We start from the raw sequence: 18,614 nt of genomic DNA on the forward strand, positions 1-18,614 counted from the left end.
CCTTGCTCAAACTGCTAGCAAAATGCCGCTACTGGAACTACTCTTTGACAAAATTTTGCAATTCCAGTCATAAATTCAACAAAAAATGCCACTAAGGATGAGAGGCGACATGTTCAAGGATAGAAAATGCAACACCTCGATACAACAACGAATAGTTGTTAAAACTTTTAATTTATATCAACGACCCATTTCCGCTTTCGATATGCGCTGCATATTGACGCACCTATTAAAACTTCCTAGTACAAAAATTCACTGATGGATTAGAGATGATACTTAACCAAACACAAGACCCCAAAGCATGGGAACGGTATTTTAAAGATATAGTTCGAAAACATTACCAGCCGGCGAACTATAGAGACGTTCCAGACGAGCATTGCGGGGACTTTGGGGTTGAGTGCTACACTCTATGCGGGCATGTATTTCAATGCTATCTACCAGAACAGGATACTGACCTAAAAAAATTATTAGAAGCACAAAAAGATAAAATACGTACAGATATTCGAAAATTCACCTCAACAAATGTGACCCCGCTGACAAAATTATTTGGGGATATAAAAATTTCACGGTGGATATTAGGGACGTCTGTTAACAAATCAGCGGAGCTCACACAGTACTGTGCACAAAAATCTTTAAAGGCTAGAAATCTAAATGTGCCCTACATTTCAGATGACTTTCAGATACTCGTCCACACCGAAGATGATTACCCACAAGAAGTTCTTTCGCTGCAGCAATCCGCCTACCAATTGAATCTTAACTTTGAAGATGTCTCGGATACTAAAGCCTCAGATTGGATAGATGAAAATCTAACATTTCTTAAAAAACTGAATTTTAAGATCTCGAAAATCGTGCCTTCGGAAAAGGAAGACTCATCACGCAGTTTTCTTGTACAAAAATACCTTCAATATCAAAACCTGCTCGACGCTTTGAGAACTGACTGGGGCGACATTTATGAAATTGTCATTAAAGCCGTAAAAAATCGACAGGAATATTTAGAAGGTCGTTTTCTTACATGTTCATCACTATTGCCCGCCGAAGCGATTCAACTAGAACTTGAAAAACTCGAAAATGATATAAAGTTAGAGGTGAAAACTATCCGCCCAAAAGATCTTGAGTTAATTAAGTGGGGCGTGGTTTCCGACTGGCTAATACGATGCCCTCTGGACTTCTAAAATGAATATAAATGACATTCTACACACACCTTTTTCTTTCGTGAAGAGAAGTGAATTCATACCGGGGGATACTAGGCCTCTATGGAAATCCTGCCTACTAATTTTAATCCTAGGTATAACTGGCAGAAATTATAAATGTTCGCTCAAAAAAATACACACTGCAAATTGGCTCACAAAAAAACAAGATCACCTTAAAGAAGTTACGGCCTGGTGTAATGGCACAAACAAAATAAGTCCGAACGTAAGATTAGAGCCTTCTATCGATAGAGCAATTGACTTACTGACTGCCTTAAACTACGTAAACAAAGCAGATGGAAAAATTGAGTTAACTCCGTCTGGAATAGATTTTTTTTCAAAAATAGAACATTTCGACGTACTCGCACACGAGAAAGACATACTTCGCAAAGCGAGCAAACTTTTGTCTGAAGCTTCTATTGAACGATTATTTAAAGCAGGCTAAAAATGTCTCTCACAATCACAAGACTCAAAATAGTAGCGAAAACAGCTGACGGCGACTACGGCGTCGATATTCCATTTTCTCGAGGGCTATTCATACTAAGGGTTGAAAACTCACACGGTAAATCGACATGCATGAACGCTATAGCCTACGCATTAGGAATGGAGAAAGCCTTAGGTTTGGCTGATGTAAAACTACCATTCCCACCTTCGCTCACCAAAGCAGTAGAGAACAAAGATAAAATTGAGCAGTTAATAATTTCCTCAAAAGTATATCTAGAAATAGAAAACTCCAAGGGCGAAGTATCTACCCTAAAAAGACAAATTGTAGGACCGATGGACGAAAACCTGATTGAACAAGGTCAGGGGCGTATTGATGAATTTTATTCAGCTTCACCTACAAAACTTTTTTTACATCGTGAAGGAGACACTTCTCGAGAACTAGGATTCTACCACTGGCTTTGTAAATTTTTAGACTGGGAACTGCCATTCGTCCCAACTCAGGACGGTCGCGAGTGTTTACTTTATCCATCCATATTTTTTCCTACTTGGTTCGTGGAGCAAAAAAAAGGTTGGAGCGCCATACAAGCAACGACTCCATTGTTTTTGAGAGTCAAAGATGCAAAAAAACGAGCATTAGAATTCATATTAAACCTAGACACTAATGAGACAATAAAAAAACGAGCGAATTTAAAAGTTCAGATAGATGAAACGTTGTCCGAATGGAAAAAATTCTACAGGGAATCAGAGCTAGTTGCAGCGAGAATCTTCGGCCAAGTGACAGGAGTTAGCGAATCTCCCGACAGCAAATTTGACCCATATAAATTAGATGTATCTGTTAAGAATGCTGACCGGTGGAATTCAATGACAACTGTCATTGAAAAACTGGAAAATGAGCTGAGTAACTTCATAGAAAAAATTAACACTAACATCGAAGCTCCTAAATTAGACGAAGAGCTTCAATCAAAAATTGATCAAAAAACCGATGAAGTCAGAAATCTAATATATCGCGCAAATGAGTTAGAAGACGAAAATTCATACCTCGGCCACCAGGTTGCGGCTACGCAAAAACGCATTGATAGTTTAATTGATGATAAAAGAAAGTATGAAGATCTAAAGAAAATCGGAACGATGGCTTTTCTAGAAGGATCTGACTTACTAAATAACGAATGTCCAACCTGCGGGCAAGAATATACTGACAATATCATTGACATGGCTAGGGTTGACCCAATCATGTCATTTGACGAAAGCCTCGCCTTTATCAAAGAACAAATAAAAACCTTTGAAAGTGTTAACGCCAGACTAAAAAACCAGATCATTGAAATTCGAATAGAGCTAAACAAGATCAACTTATCCATCAAAGATAGCAGAGAGATCTTAACACGATTAAAAACCTCAACATTTGATGTCGACTATGTAGTTAGAGAAGAAAATCTTCGAAAGAAAATAAAACTTGAAAATGAAATAGAAAAATACAAACTTACAATTTCTGAAATTTACAAGATACGACTGAGCCTTGACAAGACATTCAAAAAATACAAGTCCCTTACAGATTCACGCAGGAAGCTGCCTGTAGAAATACTTTCAGAACTTGACTTAAATAAGCTCAATGAGTTGAGGAAAGATCTAGTGGAAATGCTAATAAAATATGGATTTTCGAGTTTTGATCCAAAGCTTCTAGAGATATCTCGCGACAACTATCTCCCTACTCGCGAGGGCTTCGACATCGGCTTTGATACATCCGCGAGTGATGGGATACGGATTATTTGGAGCTATCTACTTAGCCTATTCAAAATGAGGAATAATTATGAAACGAATCATCCAGGAGTTTTAATTTTGGATGAGCCGCGTCAACAGGAGGCTAACAAATTAAGTTTCACGGAACTACTGAAAACAGCTTCAGAACTATGTGAAAAATCAGGACAAATAATATTCGCCACGTCAGAAGACGAAAAAGTTTTAAAGGATGCTTTAGGTTCAAAGCAGTACTCACTAGTTTCGTTTGATACAAACCAGGGGAAAATAATCCGAAAACTAAATTAAACTACAGATTTTTTTATAACGAAATATAGAATAAAAAAGCCGCCCTTAAAGGCGGCTTTTTCATTCGCTACAAACCGACTCTTACAACTTCGGCCCGGCAGCCTTGATCGCGTCGCTCACTTCGAACTTCTTGAAGTTCTCGATGAACAGACCGGCCAGTGCCTTGGCAGCCTCGTCGTACGCAGCCTTGTCAGCCCAGGTGTTGCGTGGGTTGAGCAGGTTGGTTTCAACGCCCGGCACGGCCAGTGGCACGTCGAGGTTGATGGTGTCGAGGTGCTCGGTGGCGGCACCGATCAGCGCGCCGCTCTGGATCGCTGCGATCACCGCACGGGTGGTCGGGATGTTGAAGCGTTTACCGACGCCGTAGCCGCCGCCAGTCCAACCGGTGTTGACCAGGTAGACCTTGGAGCCGAAGCCGCGGATGCGCTTGATCAGCAGTTCTGCGTATTCGCCAGCCGGACGCGGGAAGAACGGTGCGCCGAAGCAAGTCGAGAAGGTCGACTTGATGCCGCTGCCCGAACCCATTTCAGTCGAGCCCACCAGTGCGGTGTAGCCGGACAGGAAGTGGTAGGCCGCTTGTTCTTCGTTGAGGATCGACACTGGCGGCAGCACGCCGGTCAGGTCGCAGGTCAGGAAGATCACAGCGTTCGGCTCGCCGCCCAGGTTCTGCTCGGAACGCTTGGCAACGTGCTCCAGCGGGTAGGCTGCGCGGCTGTTCTGGGTCAGGCTGACATCGGCGTAGTCGGCGTGCTTGGCATCGTCGATCACGACGTTTTCCAACACGGCGCCGTGCTTGATGGCTTTCCAGATGACCGGCTCGTTCTTCTCGGACAAGTCGATGCATTTGGCGTAGCAGCCGCCTTCGATGTTGAAGACAACGCCTTCGCCCCAGCCGTGTTCGTCGTCACCGATGAGGTAACGGCTTTCGTCGGCCGACAGGGTGGTTTTACCGGTGCCCGACAGACCGAAGAACAGGGTCACGTCGCCTTCTTCGCCGATGTTGGCAGCGCAGTGCATTGGCAGCACGTCAGCAGCCGGCAGCAGGAAGTTCTGCACGGAGAACATGGCTTTCTTCATTTCACCGGCGTAACGCATACCGGCGATCAGCACTTTCTTCTGCGCGAAGTTGATGATCACGCAACCGTCGGAGTTGGTGCCGTCACGCTCAGGCACGCACTCGAAGTTGGCGACGTTCAGCACTTGCCACTCTTCGCGACCGGCCGGGTTGTACTGAGCCGGGTTGATGAACAGGCAACGACCGAACAGATTCTGCCATGCAGTCTGGGTGGTCATCTTCACGGCCAGGTAGTGATCTTCGGCCGCGCCTACATGCACGTGGGAAACGAAATGCTCTTGCGCGTTGTTGAAGGCTTCAACACGAGCCCACAGCGCGTCGAACTTGTCGGCCGGGAACTTGCGGTTGATCGGGCCCCAGGCGATAGCGGCCTGGGTGGAAGGCTCTTCAACGATGAAACGGTCAACAGGCGAACGACCGGTGCGGTGACCAGTGCGAACAACCAGAGCGCCGGTATCGGCAAGCTCGCCCTCACCGCGGTTCAGGGCTTCTTTTACCAGATCATCAACACTCAGATCGGTGTACACGGCGTTATTGGCTTGCGTCATGAGGTTCCCCGTCGGCCAGTGGCCGAGTGTGCTCCAAACGTTTTGTAGTAGAAAGTCGTGCACTACTACCGCGAAAAAAGTGGGCCGGATTATGCCAGAAAAGCCCAAAAAGAGTAGGGTCCTCCCGTCGTAACGGCGATATTCCGTCGTTACGCAGTGAATTTACCTGCGCTGAACCGTTTTAGTGCCGGGTATCTGACGGCGTGTCGACGCCTGCGCCAGCGAACAATTGAGCTACATCGGTCGCATCAAACAGGTAACGCTGGTTGCAGAACTGGCAATCGATCTCGATGTTGCCACCGTTTTCCACCACCAATGCCTGCGCATCTTCCTGACCCAGACTGACCAGTGCATTGCCCGAACGCTCCCGCGAGCAACTGCAATGGAAACGCAGTTTCTGCACGTCGAACAGGCGCACCTGCTCTTCATGATAAAGACGATGGAGAACGGTTTCGTTGTCCAGGCTCAACAGTTCATCAGCGGTCAGCGTGGTGGCCAGCGCAGTAATATGCTGCCAGCTGGCAGCGCGGTCTTCTTCGTCTTTCAAGCGATCAGCAGGCAGTTGCTGCAGCAGCAGACCGCGGGCACGACGACCGTCGGCGAACAGCTGGAAGCGGGTGCCAACCTGCTGCGACATGACGAAATAATTGGTGAAGCACTCGGACAGGGTTTCGCCGTCGAGATCGACGATACCTTGATATCGCTGGCCAACAGTCGGGTCGACGGTCAGCGCCAGGACGCCGTTCGGCATCAAGTCGTTGAGGGTCGCATCCGCGGCGATCTGATCGGCGTTGTAACGCGCCAGGCCACGGATTTCACGGTCGCTGGAGCACTCGATCATCAGCAGCGGGATCGGTCCTTCGGAGCGTGCCTGCAAAATCAGCAGGCCGTCGAACTTCAGGGTGCCCACCAGCAACGAGGCAGCCGCCATCAATTCGCCGAGCAATTGCGCCACCGGCTCCGGGTACGGGTGCTTGGCGAGAACTTCGGCGTAGCTGCGCTCCAGCGCAACCAGTTCGCCGCGCGTGTCGCTGTCATCGAAGATAAAACGTTGGGTGAAATCGGTATCCGTAAGGTCGGTCATAATTTTGGGTATCTGAATGTGATGACAAAATGGTTACAAGGCGTGAAAATTTGCGCTTCTTGGCACTCTTTTTGGTGCCGACTGCTTAGCCATGGGAGGCATTTTATGAACAATCCGGGTTTGTTCCAATCAAGGTGGAACCTCGGCCGGCTGGTTCTGTGCAACGTAGTGCCATTGGCGCTGCTGGCTTTCTGGTTATGGCCTACGGGCAACGCGCTGTGTGTGTTTTTCGACGAGTGGCTGTTCCGCTCGCTCAATGCACCGCTGGCCAGCAACCCGATATGGCTCCACATCTGGGCAATTGCAAGTCTGCGACCGTTCGACATCGTGGTTGGCCTGATTCTGCTGGCGCTGCTGATCAAGGGCGACTGGGTGTTCAAGGCGATTGAAGTACGTCGCGCCTTCTTCGGATTTTTTTCGATCCTGCTGTTGATGGTGGTGATCCGCACGCTGTTTTCCAAGTTCGCCGACCACATGGACTGGCAACACAGCAGCCCGTCGATGGTGCTGGAAGGCGCGGTGCACATCAGCGATTACTTTCCGCATCTGGAAAAAACCTGGGAGCTGAAAGACCGCTCGAGCCAGAGTTTCCCGGGTGACCATGCTTCGGTGCTGCTGATCTGGGCGCTGTTCATGGGTGTGTTCAGCCGCACTGTGGGTCAGTACGTGATCATCTGGGGCCTGACGCTGTTATTCATGCTGCCGCGACTGGTCGCCGGTGCGCATTGGGGTCAGGACGATTACATTGGTGGCGTGTTGCTGGCGGTGTGGGCGTTGGGCTGGGGTTACTACACGCCGTTTGCTTATCACGCCGCGAATTTCTGGCTGAAGGTGACTTCGCCGATCTTCAATCTGCTGGGCAAGTTGCCGCTGGTTTCGCGGATGAGTGTGGTGCGTAGCGCCTGATACCGCGTCGTCCATGGCGAGTGCTGCGCACTCGATCGCGGGTAGGCCACGCTCCCACAGTGATCTTCAGTGACATGAATTTTTTGAACAGCTGAATACCTGTGGGAGCGGGCTTGCCCGCGATGACACCAGCACAGATAACACAGCAACAACGGCTCTACTCGTCGTTGCTGTTCCCACGAAACTTGAACAGATCCCGCCGCTGTTTCTTGCTCGGTTTGCCATCGGTGCTTACCCCCAAGGCACCGGCCTTGCGCATCGCCGCAGCCGCTTCGCGCTTTGCAACGCTCGCCTCGGTTTCTGCATACAACGTCTGCGCCTCGGGTGCGCCGCGACGTACGATTGACAAGGCTTCAACCTTAACCGTGCGCACTTCGAAGCCAGTGCGAATCTCGAACTCATCACCGATTCGCGGCTCCTTGCCCGGTTTGCAACGCTCACCACGACAATGCACCTTGCCACTCTCGATCGCAGCTTTGGCCAAGGCACGGGTTTTATAAAAACGCGCAGCCCACAACCATTTATCGAGACGAACCTTGTCGTCTTCTTCCTGTTTTTGCGCCATATGAATTCCTCGTTCAGCCAGTAGTCGAACTGTACTACCGTTTCTGTCGGGCGCAAGAATCCGGCCCTCCAGATAGACTGTGATCTTCGCCGGTTCAGCGGCATGGAGTGATCGAGTGACTAAATTCCCCTCTTCATTAACCTCGCCCAAGGCCGGATGCCATGGCTGTCAACAAAGCGAGCCGCTGGGCTTCGATTTTGACTTCGCCTACCAACCTATCGTCGATCTGCGCGACCAGTCGATTTTCGCAAATGAGGCGCTGGTTCGTGGTCTCGCCGGTGAAGGCGCAATGACCGTGTTAGATCAGGTTACAGAAGACAACCGCTACCGTTTCGACCAACTCTGCCGGACCCGTGCCATCGAAGGCGCGGCCAACCTAAATATGCAGACACACTTGTCGATCAACTTCATGCCCAACGCCGTCTATCGTCCAGAGTTATGCATTCGCAGCACGCTGGAGGCGGCCAAGAAACACAATTTCCCGATCGACCGACTGATTTTCGAAACCCTGGAAAGCGAGCACGTAGATAACTATCGCCATTTGACCAATATTCTGCGTGAATACCGCGAATTCGGCTTCAAGACCGCCATCGACGATTTCGGTGCCGGTTATTCGGGGCTCAATCTGCTGGCTGATTTCCAACCGGACCTGATCAAACTCGACATGGCGCTGATCCGCGATGTCGATCAAGACCGTGTCCGTCAGGCGATCGTCCGGGGGATTGTCACAATCTGTGCGGAGTTGGACGTTACAGTCATCGCCGAAGGCATCGAGAGCGCCGGTGAACGGGATTTCCTGGCGGACTGTGGAATATTTCTGATGCAGGGGTTCTGGTTCGCCAAACCTGCATTCAAAGCGTTGGCCCAGGTGTCACCTGAGGCCTGGACGCGTTAATCGTTGGTTTTTTCTATTGAAGACATTTGACCATTTGACCGTTGTCGGTCTGCGCGAGTGGGTGGCGCTCCCGGATTTGGGAGTGGCGGGCCTGCGGGCAAAAATCGACACCGGCGCCAGCACCTCCAGCCTGCACGCCACCGACATTGAACCGTTTGAACGCGACGGCGAGAAATGGGTGCGCTTCACCGCGCATCTGGGCACGGTGGTGCAACTTCGTCACCGGCGCTGCGAAGCCCCGCTGGTGACGCGCAAAACCATCAAAAGCTCCAACGGCCAGGCCCAGGTGCGCTACGTGATCAGCACCACCTTCGCCCTCGGTGATCGGGTCTGGCCGGTCGAGTTCACCCTCGCCTGCCGCAAATCCATGCGCTATCGCCTGTTGCTCGGTTCCAAAGCCCTGATCGATGGCCAGTTGGTGGTCAATCCGGGCATCAAATATGTACAAGACAAGCCGGTGTTCCCGGTATCTACCTCCTCCACAGGTGTTGCATGAAGATCGCTGTGCTGTCGCGCAATCCGCGTCTGTATTCCACCCGTCGCCTGGTCGAAGCCGGCACCGAACGCGGGCATGAAATGGTAGTGATCGATACCCTGCGCGCCTATATGAACATCGCCAGCCACAAGCCGCAGATTCACTATCGCGGCAAACCGCTGGAAGGCTTCGACGCGGTGATCCCGCGGATCGGTGCGTCGGTGACGTTCTATGGCTGCGCAGTGTTGCGTCAGTTTGAAATGATGGGTGTGTTCCCGCTCAACGAATCGGTGGCGATTGCCCGCTCGCGGGACAAGTTGCGTTCACTGCAATTGCTCTCGCGCCGTGGCATCGGCTTGCCAGTGACCGGTTTCGCGCACTCGCCGGACGATATTCCCGACCTGATCGACATGGTCAACGGCGCTCCGCTGGTAATTAAAGTGCTGGAAGGCACCCAGGGCATTGGCGTGGTGCTGTGCGAAACCGCGACGGCGGCGGAGTCGGTGATCGAGGCGTTCATGGGGTTGAAGCAGAACATCATGGTGCAGGAGTACATCAAGGAAGCGGGCGGCGCAGATATTCGCTGCTTTGTGGTCGGTGACAAGGTCATTGCGGCGATGAAGCGTCAGGCCAAGCCGGGCGAATTCCGCTCCAACCTGCATCGCGGCGGCAGCGCCAGCCTGATCAAAATCACCCCGGAAGAACGCATGACCGCGTTGCGTGCGGCCAAGGTCATGGGCCTGGCGGTGGCGGGCGTGGATATCCTGCGCTCCAATCACGGGCCGCTGGTGATGGAGGTGAACTCGTCACCGGGCCTGGAAGGAATCGAAACCACCACCGGCAAGAACGTGGCGGGGATCATCATCGAGCACCTGGAGAAGAATGGCGGGCCGAACATGACCCGAACCAAAGGCAAGGGTTGATCCGTTAGAGATCTGGCTGCTGACAGGCCGCCTTCGCGAGCAAGCCCGCTCACACAGTTGATCGCATTCCTTCAGGAGGAACCGGAGCAACTGTGGGAGCGGGCTTGCTCGCGAAGGGGCCATCAGCCTCAACGAAAGTTTCAGCTGTTAAACAGCATCTCGCGGCAGCATCAACCCCAGCGGCAACCTTACCCGCGCCTCCAGTCCGCCACCGGACCGATTACGCAGTTCAACATTGCCGCCATGCATCGAAGCAATCCGCTTGACGATGGCCAGCCCCAACCCGGTACCCTTGCCGCCCCGCGCGCGATCCCCCCGGGTGAACGGGTTGAAGATCGCCTCAAGCTCCGACGGATCGATCCCCGCGCCACGGTCCATCACGCTCAGCACCACATACGGTGCGCTGGTGTCGCCGGACACGTAGGCCGCCACTTCGACGCCACTGCCCGCGTGATTCAAGGCGTTGCCAATGAGGTTGTTCAGCAAACGCTTCATCGATACCCGGCGCAGCGGAAACGGCTGGATTGGCTCCAGACGCAAGTGCACTTTCTCTTCGTTCTGGTTGTACGGTGCAGCCACCTCTCGCACCAGATCGCTGAGATCGACTTCTTCCACCGACTCATCACGACCATCGCGAATGAATGCGAGGAACTGGTCGAGAATCGCGTCCATGTCCTCGATGTCACGGACCATGTCGTCCGTCAGATCGTTGCGATCGCCCATCAACTCCAGCGATAGACGCAAACGCGTCAACGGTGTACGCAAATCATGGGACACGCCGGCCAGCATCAACTCGCGCTCGCGCCCGGCCTGTTCGACATCCTCGGCCATCTGGTTGAAGGCGCGATAAACCTCGGTCATTTCGCTCGGCGTGTCACTGATCGGCAGGCGCACGCTGCGCCCCTGGCCGAGTTGCCGCGCGGCAAAAACCAGGCGCTTCAACGGTTGATTGAGCTGACTGACAAAAATCCACGCCGATGCGGTCGAGAGCAAGCCGATGGCGAGGAACCAGCCGAGCACGTTCCAGATTTTCTGGCCGCGCAACGGGTGTGGGTACAGCGGCACTTTCAGCCAGCCGTCGCCCAGACTCGGCGCGCGAACCCACAGCGCCGGTGGCGAGTGCATGCGCAAACGAACTTCGGTGTCGGCACCGAGTTCCGCCTGCATCTGCCGCTGGTAGATTTCACTGTACGGCCAGTGCTGTTCGCCCTCTGGCACGCCAGCGCCTACGACTCGGATGAGGGTGGCGGCATCAGCGATCTTCGCGCGATTTTCTTCGTCAGCGGCCCAATAGGCACGCAGCGTCAGGGCGACGCCGTGGCTGTATTGGCGATCCACCAGCACGTCCTCGTTCATCAACAGATAAACCAGGGTCAGCGCCTTGGAAAACAGCACGACGATGAGCACCAGCCAGAGGGTGCGGGAGAAAAAACTTTGGGGGAACCAGACGGGGGTCTTCATCTATAACCGCTACACACTTGCAGGAGCGAGCAATGCTCGCATATTGCGGATTGCGAGTCTGTGGGAATGGCCGTTCGACCGCTCCCGCCAGACTCGCTCCTACAAATCACCGATCACTTGGTGGCGGTGCCATCCGGTACGAACACGTAACCCACGCCCCAGACAGTCTGGATGTAGCGCGGTTTGGACGGATCGGGTTCGATCATCCGGCGCAGACGGGAAATCTGCACGTCAATGGAACGCTCGAGGGCATCCCACTCGCGGCCACGGGCCAGGTTCATCAGCTTGTCGCGAGTAAGTGGCTGACGCGCGTTCATCACCAGCGCCTTGAGTACCGCAAACTCACCGGTGGTGAGCATGTGCACTTCTTCGCCGCGCTTCAGTTCGCGAGTGGCCAGCGACAAGACGTAATCGCCGAAGGTGACGTTTTCGTCTTCACTGCCCGGCGCGCCAGGCACCGGTGCAGCCTGACGACGCAGGACCGCTTTGACCCGCGCCATCAGCTCGTCCGGGTTGAACGGCTTGGCCAGATAATCGTCGGCGCCAAGTTCCAGACCCTTGATGCGGCTCAGCTCGTCGCCCTTGGCGGTAAGCATGATGATCGGAATCTGATTGTTCGCGCCACGCAGACGACGGCAAGCGGTCAGACCGTCTTCGCCCGGCAGCATCAGGTCGAGGACGACCAGATTGAACACTTCACGCGACAGCAGACGATCCATCTGCTCGGTATTCGGTACGGCGCGGGCGCGGTAGCCCTTGCTGACGAAAAAGCGTTCCAGCAGGCTGCTCAGCCCCGGATCGTCGTCAACGATAAGAATTTTTTCGCCTTCAGCAGTTTGTGCAGTGCTGCTCATTGGATGCTCCTTTTAGCTCGGCGCGCATTATGGCGTAGCTGCCGTTATACGCACCGTGTGCATTGTTAGCAGATTTTTCCTTCACTGCCAGAAAACCGGGGTTTATGCCTACAGACTGCATCGCCCCCGAATGACAGAACGCTGGTTATAATGCGCGGCGTTTTGTGCCAGGCAACGTCTGAATCGTTACCGCAGGTGGCCGGGCTTTTTTCCTGGCGGCCGCAGTAATTGTTCGATTTCACGGGTCAATGGGGTGCCTTTTGACCCAGGCAGCGGCAATCTTCAAGCCGCTCAACCAGACTCCGGGCCTTTATTTCCGTGCCTGCGAGCCTGCTTTCACAATATGTCAGGTGGTTTTATGGACAGCATCAACAGCCGCATCGCCGAGGAACTCGGCGTACGCCCACAACAGGTCGAAGCGGCCGTCGCGCTACTCGATGAAGGCTCTACCGTTCCCTTCATCGCCCGTTACCGGAAAGAAGTCACCGGCAGCCTCGATGACACCCAGTTGCGTCATCTGGAAGAGCGTCTGCGCTACCTGCGAGAACTCGACGAACGGCGCATCAGCATCCTCGCCAGCATCGAAGAGCAAGGCAAACTTACCCCTGCACTCGAGCGCGACATCAAACTCGCCGACACCAAGACCCGCCTCGAAGACTTGTACCTGCCGTACAAGCAGAAGCGCCGCACCAAGGGCCAGATCGCCCTCGAAGCCGGCCTCGGCGACTTGGCCGATGGCCTGTTCAACGACCCGAACCTTGCTCCGGAAACCGAAGCCGCCTTTTTCGTCGACGCCGAAAAAGGCGTGGCCGATGTGAAGGCTGCGCTGGAAGGCGCCAAGTACATCCTGATGGAGCGTTTCGCCGAAGACGCCAGTCTGCTGGAAAAACTGCGCAACTTCCTCAAACAGGAAGCGACCCTCAGCGCCCGCGTCATCGCCGGCAAGGAAGAAGAAGGCGCGAAATTCCGCGACTACTTCGAACACGACGAACCGCTGAAAAGCATGCCATCGCACCGCGCGCTGGCCATTTTCCGTGGTCGTAACGAGGGCATCCTCAGCTCCGCGCTGAAGATCGGCGACGAACTGCCGGGCACCATGCACCCGTGCGAGGGCATGATCGGCCAGCAATTCGGCATCCAGAATCAGAACCGCCCGGCCGACAAATGGCTCGGCGAAGTGGTGCGCTGGACCTGGAAGGTCAAGCTCTATACTCACTTGGAAACCGATCTGCTCGGCGAGCTGCGCGACGGTGCCGAAACCGAGGCGATCAACGTTTTCGCCCACAACCTGCACGACCTGCTGCTGGCCGCGCCGGCCGGCCCGCGTGCCACGCTGGGTCTCGACCCGGGCCTGCGCACCGGTTGCAAGGTCGCGGTGGTCGACTCCACCGGCAAACTGCTGGATCACGCCACGGTTTACCCGCACGTGCCGCACAACAAATGGGATCAGACCCTCGCTATCCTCGCCGCCCTGTGCGCCAAGCACTCGGTTGACCTGATCGCCATCGGCAACGGCACTGCCAGCCGCGAGACCGACAAACTGGCGATCGAGCTGATCAAAAAATATCCAGCCATGAAGATGACCAAGGTCATGGTTTCCGAAGCCGGCGCATCGGTGTATTCGGCATCGGAACTGGCAGCCAAGGAGTTCCCGGATCTGGACGTGTCGATCCGTGGCGCGGTGTCCATCGCCCGCCGCTTGCAGGATCCACTGGCCGAGCTGGTGAAAATCGATCCGAAATCCATCGGTGTTGGCCAGTACCAGCACGACGTGTCGCAGCTGAAACTGGCGCGCGGTCTGGACGCCGTGGTCGAGGACTGCGTGAACGCCGTCGGGGTTGATGTGAACACCGCTTCGGTGGCGCTGTTGGCACGAATTTCCGGCCTCAACGCGACACTGGCGCAAAACATCGTCGCCCACCGCGACGAGCACGGCGCGTTCAAGACCCGTGCAGCGCTGAAGAAAGTCGCCCGTCTGGGCGAGAAAACTTTCGAACAGGCCGCCGGCTTCCTGCGCGTGATGAACGGCGACAACCCGCTGGATTCTTCGGCCGTTCACCCGGAAGCCTATCCACTGGTGCAGCGTATTGCCGCTGAAACCGACCGCGACATCCGCTCGCTGATCGGCGATGCCGGGTTCCTCAAGCGTCTGGATCCGAAGAAGTTCACCGACGAAACCTTTGGCCTGCCAACCGTCACTGACATCCTGCAGGAACTGGAAAAACCGGGCCGTGACCCGCGTCCGGAATTCAAGACCGCCGAGTTCCAGGAAGGCGTCGAAGAACTCAAGGACTTGCAACTGGGCATGATCCTGGAAGGCGTGGTAACCAACGTTACTGCGTTCGGTGCATTCGTCGACATCGGCGTACATCAGGACGGTCTGGTGCATATTTCGGCGCTGTCGGAGAAGTTCATCAAGGATCCGCGTGAGGCGGTGAAGGCCGGTGACGTGGTGAAGGTCAAGGTCATGGAAGTCGACATTCCGCGCAAACGCGTCGGCCTGTCGATGCGCATGAGCGACACCCCGGGCGAGAAGATTGATGGCGCCCGTGGCGCGCGTCCGGGGTCGGCGCCGCGTCAGTCGTCGAACAACACGCCGCGCAAGGAAACCGCCACCGCAGCCCCGGTGAACAACGCCATGGCCTCGCTGTTCGCCAACGCCAAGCAGTTGAAGAAACGCTGATGGAAATTCCGGCCGGGCTCGTCGAGAGCGCGTTTTTCAAGCTGTTGGGCTGCCGCCTGCACAGCCTGGAAACCGGGGTGGCGCAAGTCGCCCTGGCGCTGGAACCGGAACTGCGCAACCGCGGCGGCAAGCTGCACGGCGGCGCGCTGTTCAGTCTGGTCGATATCGCCATGGGGCTGGCCTGTTCCAGCACCCACGGTTTTGACCAGCAGAGCGCGACCATCGAGTGCAAGATCAACTACATCCGCGCCGTTTCCGACGGCGAGGTGCTGTGCACGGCGCGGGTGATCCACCCGGGCCGGCGCACGCTGGTGGTCGAAGCCGACGTGATGCAGGGCGACAAACTGGTCGCAAAAGCACAAGGCACGTTCGCTGTCCTGTAGCTACTGGTCATCAATTTGAGTTAATTTCGGCGCTGCGTCTGCGGCGTCGAACTTTTCCGTGCGCGCAATAGCCAGATTCAAGGAGTGAAGTTGGCAATCGACACGGGCCGTTGTGGCTCAAAAACCAGGCGAAAACGCCAGTTTCAACTTCACCCTTGTAGACCGTCCTGCCCACCCCCATATTGGGGCGACTGACGCGTGAAGGAATCCAAATTGAGCGAACTTCTCAACCGCCGCCTGGCTCTGCTCGGCGAGCGCGCCAACCTCTCTCTGCTCGAACAGTGCCTTCACGGTATCGAACGTGAATGCCTGCGCGTGACCAGCGAAGGTCGACTGGCGCAAACGCCGCACCCCGAAGCCCTGGGTTCCGCGCTGACTAACGAACAAATCACCACCGACTATTCCGAGTCGCTGCTGGAATTCATCACGCCTGCCCTGCCCGACCCGGCGGATACGCTGGCGAGCCTGGACAAGATTCATCGCTTTGCCTACAGCAAGCTCGGCAACGAGTACCTGTGGAGTCCATCGATGCCGTGCCCGTTGCCGGCCGAGGAAGACATCCCGATCGCCTATTACGGCACCTCCAACATCGGTCAGTTGAAGTACGTCTACCGCAAGGGCCTGGCCCTGCGTTACGGCAAGACCATGCAGTGCATCGCCGGGATTCACTACAACTTCTCCTTGCCGGAAAAACTCTGGCCGCTGTTGAAAGAAGCCGAAGGCTTCGTCGGCACCGACCGGGATTTCCAGTCGTCGTCGTACATTGCGCTGATCCGCAACTTCCGTCGCTACAGTTGGCTGCTGATGTACCTGTTCGGTGCTTCGCCGGCGCTCGATGCAGGTTTCCTGCGCGGTCGCTCCCACCAGTTGGAACAGCTCGACCCGGATACTCTGTACCTGCCCTACGCCACCAGCCTGCGCATGAGCGACCTCGGTTATCAGAGCAACGCCCAGGCCGGCCTGACGCCGTGCTACAACGATCTGGCGAGCTACACCGACAGCCTGCGCAAAGCCGTGGCCACGCCGTACGCGCCGTACGTTGAGGTCGGCACGCACAAGGATGGCGAGTGGGTGCAGCTCAACACCAACATCCTGCAGATCGAAAACGAGTACTACTCCAACATCCGCCCGAAACGCGTGACCTACACCGGCGAGCGGCCGATTCAGGCGCTGGTGGCCCGTGGCATTCAGTACGTTGAAGTGCGCTGCCTGGACATCAACCCGTTCCTGCCGATGGGCATCGACCTCACCGAATCGCGCTTCCTCGACGCGTTCCTGCTGTACTGCGCACTCAACGACAGCCCGTTGCTGACCAATACCAGTTGCGGCAACGCGACGTCGAACTTCCTCAGCGTGGTCAAGGAAGGTCGCCGTCCGGGCCTGCAATTGCAGCGTGACGGTGAGCAGGTAGAGCTGAAAACCTGGGCTGCCGAACTGCTCGAGCAGATCGCCCCGCTGGCCGCACTGCTGGATCAAAGCCATGGTGGCGACGCGCACAGTAAAGCGCTGGATGCGCAACTGGCCAAGGTCAGCGATCCGTCCCTGACACCGTCGGCGCAGGTGCTGGCGGCGATGGCCGAACACAAGGAAAGTTTTGCGCAGTTCTCACTGCGTCAGAGCCAGGCCCACGCCGAGTTCTTCCGCAGCGAGCCGTTGGCGGCCGACGAACAGGCGAAGTTTGAGGAACTGGCGCGGTCTTCGCTGGCGGCTCAGGCTGAGCTGGAGCAGAACGAGGTCGGCGATTTCGATGTGTTTGTCGGGTCGTATCAGGCGAGCATTCTGGCGATCAGTAACTAAGAGCCCCTCACCCTAACCCTCTCCCAGAGGTAGAGGGGACTGACTGGGTTGTTCGTTCGAGCTACACCGACCTGAACGACCAAGTCGAACTCATGATTTGCAAAGCCCCCGATCTGCTCCCTTTCCCCCTCTCCCTTTGGGAGAGGGCTGGGGTGAGGGGCTGGATCTCACTGACACAAAATTCTTCTCGAACACATCTCTCGCTTAGATTTTTCCGCTCATAAGCTAAGTCTAAAAAGTTATTTATTTTTAGATTCTTAGATCATTTAGTCTCCTTTCACGCCGACGCTCGGTCGCCTGATATGGAGCTTTTCAATGAAACTGAATTTCCCGCTTCGCCTGCTCGCCGTAGCCTCCCTGGCTGCCGCGAGCTTTCTGGCCCAGGCTGCCGACCTCACCGTCGCTTACCAGACCACCGTTGACCCGGCGAAAGTCGCCCAAGCCGACGGCGCTTACGAAAAAGCCACCAAAGCCGATATCGCCTGGCGCAAGTTCGATAACGGCGCCGACATTATCGCTGCGATCGCTTCCGGTGACGTGCAGATCGGCTATCTCGGTTCGAGCCCGCTGACCGCTGCGATTACCCGCAAAGTCCCGGTCGAAACCTTCCTCATTGCCACCCAGATCGGCGCCGCCGAAGCGCTGGTCGCCCGCGACGGCTCCGGCATCAAGACGCCACAGGATCTGGTCGGCAAGAAAATCGCCGTGCCGTTTGTATCGACCGGTCACTACAGCCTGCTCGCCGCGCTGAAGCACTGGAACATCGATCCATCGAAAGTCACCGTGCTCAACCTCGCCCCACCAGCGATCATTGCCGCGTGGAAACGCGGTGACATCGACGCCACCTACGTCTGGGATCCGGCGCTGGGTGTGGCCAAGGAAAACGGCAAGGTGCTGATCACTTCCGGTGAATTGGCCAAGTTCGGCGCGCCGACCTTCGACGCCTGGATCGTGCGCAAGGATTTCGCCGAGAAGCACCCGGAAATCGTCACCGCATTCGCCAAGGTCACCCTCGACGCCTACGCCGATTACCGCAAGGATCCGAAAGCCTGGCTGGCCGATCAATCCAACGTCGACAAACTGGTGAAACTCTCCGGCGCCAAAGCCAGTGACATTCCGCTGCTGCTGCAAGGCAACGTCTACCCGCTGGCAGCGGATCAGGTCAGCGACCTCGGCGCGCCGACCACCAAAGCCATCACCGACACCGCTGCGTTCCTCAAGGAGCAGGGCAAGGTCGAAGCCGTCCTGCCGGACTACGCGCCGTACGTCAGCGCCAAATACATCACCAACTGATCGG

At 55.3% G+C, this 18,614-nt stretch carries 16 protein-coding genes; 11 read left to right on the forward strand and 5 right to left on the reverse strand.

The features are described from left to right. The first annotated feature begins 266 nt into the window (after positions 1-266). The 3 genes from F2P67_RS15240 to F2P67_RS15250 are packed head-to-tail and all read left to right on the forward strand — an operon-like array spanning position 267 to position 3,668. Positions 267-1,169, forward strand: coding sequence for a hypothetical protein (locus F2P67_RS15240; RefSeq protein WP_166221329.1), 903 nt, complete (start codon positions 267-269; stop codon positions 1,167-1,169). A gap of 1 nt (position 1,170) precedes the next feature. Beyond that, positions 1,171-1,629 (forward strand): hypothetical protein, encoded by a 459-nt coding sequence (locus F2P67_RS15245; RefSeq protein WP_166221331.1) that lies wholly within the window; start codon positions 1,171-1,173, stop codon positions 1,627-1,629. Between the two features lie 2 nt (positions 1,630-1,631). Then, a complete protein-coding gene (locus F2P67_RS15250; RefSeq protein ID WP_166221333.1) occupies positions 1,632-3,668 on the forward strand; it encodes a hypothetical protein in 2,037 nt (678 codons plus the stop codon). Between the two features lie 81 nt (positions 3,669-3,749). On the opposite strand, the gene F2P67_RS15255 is transcribed toward F2P67_RS15250, so the two are convergent. Both F2P67_RS15255 and hslO read right to left on the reverse strand, forming a co-directional pair. Beyond that, complete coding sequence (locus F2P67_RS15255) at positions 3,750-5,291, reverse strand: phosphoenolpyruvate carboxykinase (RefSeq protein ID WP_166221335.1); 1,542 nt, start codon at positions 5,289-5,291, stop codon at positions 3,750-3,752. Positions 5,292-5,472: 181 nt separating this feature from the next. Further along, on the reverse strand, positions 5,473-6,375 hold the full coding sequence (hslO, locus tag F2P67_RS15260) for an Hsp33 family molecular chaperone HslO (RefSeq protein WP_166221337.1): 903 nt from the start codon (positions 6,373-6,375) through the stop codon (positions 5,473-5,475). Between the two features lie 105 nt (positions 6,376-6,480). Between hslO and F2P67_RS15265 the strand changes: the two genes are divergently transcribed. After that, entirely contained in the window at positions 6,481-7,281 is an 801-nt protein-coding gene (locus F2P67_RS15265) for a phosphatase PAP2 family protein (protein ID WP_166221339.1), read from the forward strand. 157 nt (positions 7,282-7,438) lie between these two features. Here F2P67_RS15265 and F2P67_RS15270 read toward each other — a convergent pair whose 3' ends face one another. Next, positions 7,439-7,846: an RNA-binding S4 domain-containing protein gene (locus tag F2P67_RS15270; protein WP_103304139.1), complete on the reverse strand. Its 408-nt coding sequence runs from the start codon at positions 7,844-7,846 to the stop codon at positions 7,439-7,441. A gap of 115 nt (positions 7,847-7,961) precedes the next feature. Here F2P67_RS15270 and rimA point away from each other — a divergent pair, with 115 nt between their 5' ends. The 3 genes from rimA to rimK are packed head-to-tail and all read left to right on the forward strand — an operon-like array spanning position 7,962 to position 10,139. Then, entirely contained in the window at positions 7,962-8,741 is a 780-nt protein-coding gene (gene rimA, locus F2P67_RS15275) for a S6 modification regulatory phosphodiesterase RimA (RefSeq protein WP_166221341.1), read from the forward strand. Between the two features lie 16 nt (positions 8,742-8,757). Then, the gene (gene rimB / locus F2P67_RS15280) at positions 8,758-9,237 is read left to right on the forward strand and encodes a retropepsin-like aspartic endopeptidase RimB (protein WP_166221343.1); all 480 of its coding nucleotides are present in this window, start codon (positions 8,758-8,760) and stop codon (positions 9,235-9,237) included. Continuing rightward, positions 9,234-10,139 (forward strand): 30S ribosomal protein S6--L-glutamate ligase, encoded by a 906-nt coding sequence (rimK, locus tag F2P67_RS15285; RefSeq protein ID WP_007949201.1) that lies wholly within the window; start codon positions 9,234-9,236, stop codon positions 10,137-10,139. The genes rimB and rimK overlap by 4 nt, the downstream gene beginning before the upstream one ends. Before the next feature lie 147 nt (positions 10,140-10,286). Here the strand turns inward: rimK and F2P67_RS15290 are convergent, their stop codons facing one another. Next, positions 10,287-11,600 (reverse strand): ATP-binding protein, encoded by a 1,314-nt coding sequence (locus F2P67_RS15290; RefSeq protein WP_166221345.1) that lies wholly within the window; start codon positions 11,598-11,600, stop codon positions 10,287-10,289. 113 nt (positions 11,601-11,713) lie between these two features. Beyond that, on the reverse strand, positions 11,714-12,454 hold the full coding sequence (gene ompR / locus F2P67_RS15295) for an osmolarity response regulator transcription factor OmpR (RefSeq protein ID WP_166221347.1): 741 nt from the start codon (positions 12,452-12,454) through the stop codon (positions 11,714-11,716). A gap of 358 nt (positions 12,455-12,812) precedes the next feature. Between ompR and F2P67_RS15300 the strand changes: the two genes are divergently transcribed. From F2P67_RS15300 to tauA, 4 genes are all read left to right on the forward strand, one after another. Further along, the gene (locus F2P67_RS15300; protein WP_166221349.1) at positions 12,813-15,137 is read left to right on the forward strand and encodes a Tex family protein; all 2,325 of its coding nucleotides are present in this window, start codon (positions 12,813-12,815) and stop codon (positions 15,135-15,137) included. Then, the gene (locus F2P67_RS15305) at positions 15,137-15,520 is read left to right on the forward strand and encodes a PaaI family thioesterase (RefSeq protein ID WP_085647944.1); all 384 of its coding nucleotides are present in this window, start codon (positions 15,137-15,139) and stop codon (positions 15,518-15,520) included. Before F2P67_RS15300 ends, F2P67_RS15305 begins: the two co-directional genes overlap by 1 nt. 213 nt (positions 15,521-15,733) lie before the next feature. Next, positions 15,734-17,317 carry a glutamate--cysteine ligase gene (gene gshA / locus F2P67_RS15310; protein WP_166221351.1) on the forward strand — a complete coding sequence of 528 codons (1,584 nt, stop codon included), beginning with the start codon at positions 15,734-15,736 and terminating at the stop codon, positions 17,315-17,317. 315 nt (positions 17,318-17,632) lie between these two features. Then, positions 17,633-18,610, forward strand: coding sequence for a taurine ABC transporter substrate-binding protein (gene tauA, locus F2P67_RS15315; protein WP_166221353.1), 978 nt, complete (start codon positions 17,633-17,635; stop codon positions 18,608-18,610). Positions 18,611-18,614 lie beyond the last annotated feature (4 nt).

It is taken from the genome of Pseudomonas atagonensis (assembly GCF_011369485.1).
GTDB lineage: Bacteria > Pseudomonadota > Gammaproteobacteria > Pseudomonadales > Pseudomonadaceae > Aquipseudomonas > Aquipseudomonas atagonensis.

Coding starts and splice junctions, on each gene's coding strand:
- hslO (WP_166221337.1), bottom strand. CDS start 6,375: ATGACCGACCTTACGGATACCGATTTCACCCAACGTTTTATCTTCGAT.
- F2P67_RS15250 (WP_166221333.1), top strand. CDS start 1,632: ATGTCTCTCACAATCACAAGACTCAAAATAGTAGCGAAAACAGCTGAC.
- tauA (WP_166221353.1), top strand. CDS start 17,633: ATGAAACTGAATTTCCCGCTTCGCCTGCTCGCCGTAGCCTCCCTGGCT.
- F2P67_RS15265 (WP_166221339.1), top strand. CDS start 6,481: ATGAACAATCCGGGTTTGTTCCAATCAAGGTGGAACCTCGGCCGGCTG.
- F2P67_RS15255 (WP_166221335.1), bottom strand. CDS start 5,291: ATGACGCAAGCCAATAACGCCGTGTACACCGATCTGAGTGTTGATGAT.
- F2P67_RS15290 (WP_166221345.1), bottom strand. CDS start 11,600: ATGAAGACCCCCGTCTGGTTCCCCCAAAGTTTTTTCTCCCGCACCCTC.
- rimK (WP_007949201.1), top strand. CDS start 9,234: ATGAAGATCGCTGTGCTGTCGCGCAATCCGCGTCTGTATTCCACCCGT.
- F2P67_RS15270 (WP_103304139.1), bottom strand. CDS start 7,846: ATGGCGCAAAAACAGGAAGAAGACGACAAGGTTCGTCTCGATAAATGG.
- ompR (WP_166221347.1), bottom strand. CDS start 12,454: ATGAGCAGCACTGCACAAACTGCTGAAGGCGAAAAAATTCTTATCGTT.
- F2P67_RS15245 (WP_166221331.1), top strand. CDS start 1,171: ATGAATATAAATGACATTCTACACACACCTTTTTCTTTCGTGAAGAGA.
- F2P67_RS15305 (WP_085647944.1), top strand. CDS start 15,137: ATGGAAATTCCGGCCGGGCTCGTCGAGAGCGCGTTTTTCAAGCTGTTG.
- F2P67_RS15300 (WP_166221349.1), top strand. CDS start 12,813: ATGGACAGCATCAACAGCCGCATCGCCGAGGAACTCGGCGTACGCCCA.
- F2P67_RS15240 (WP_166221329.1), top strand. CDS start 267: ATGATACTTAACCAAACACAAGACCCCAAAGCATGGGAACGGTATTTT.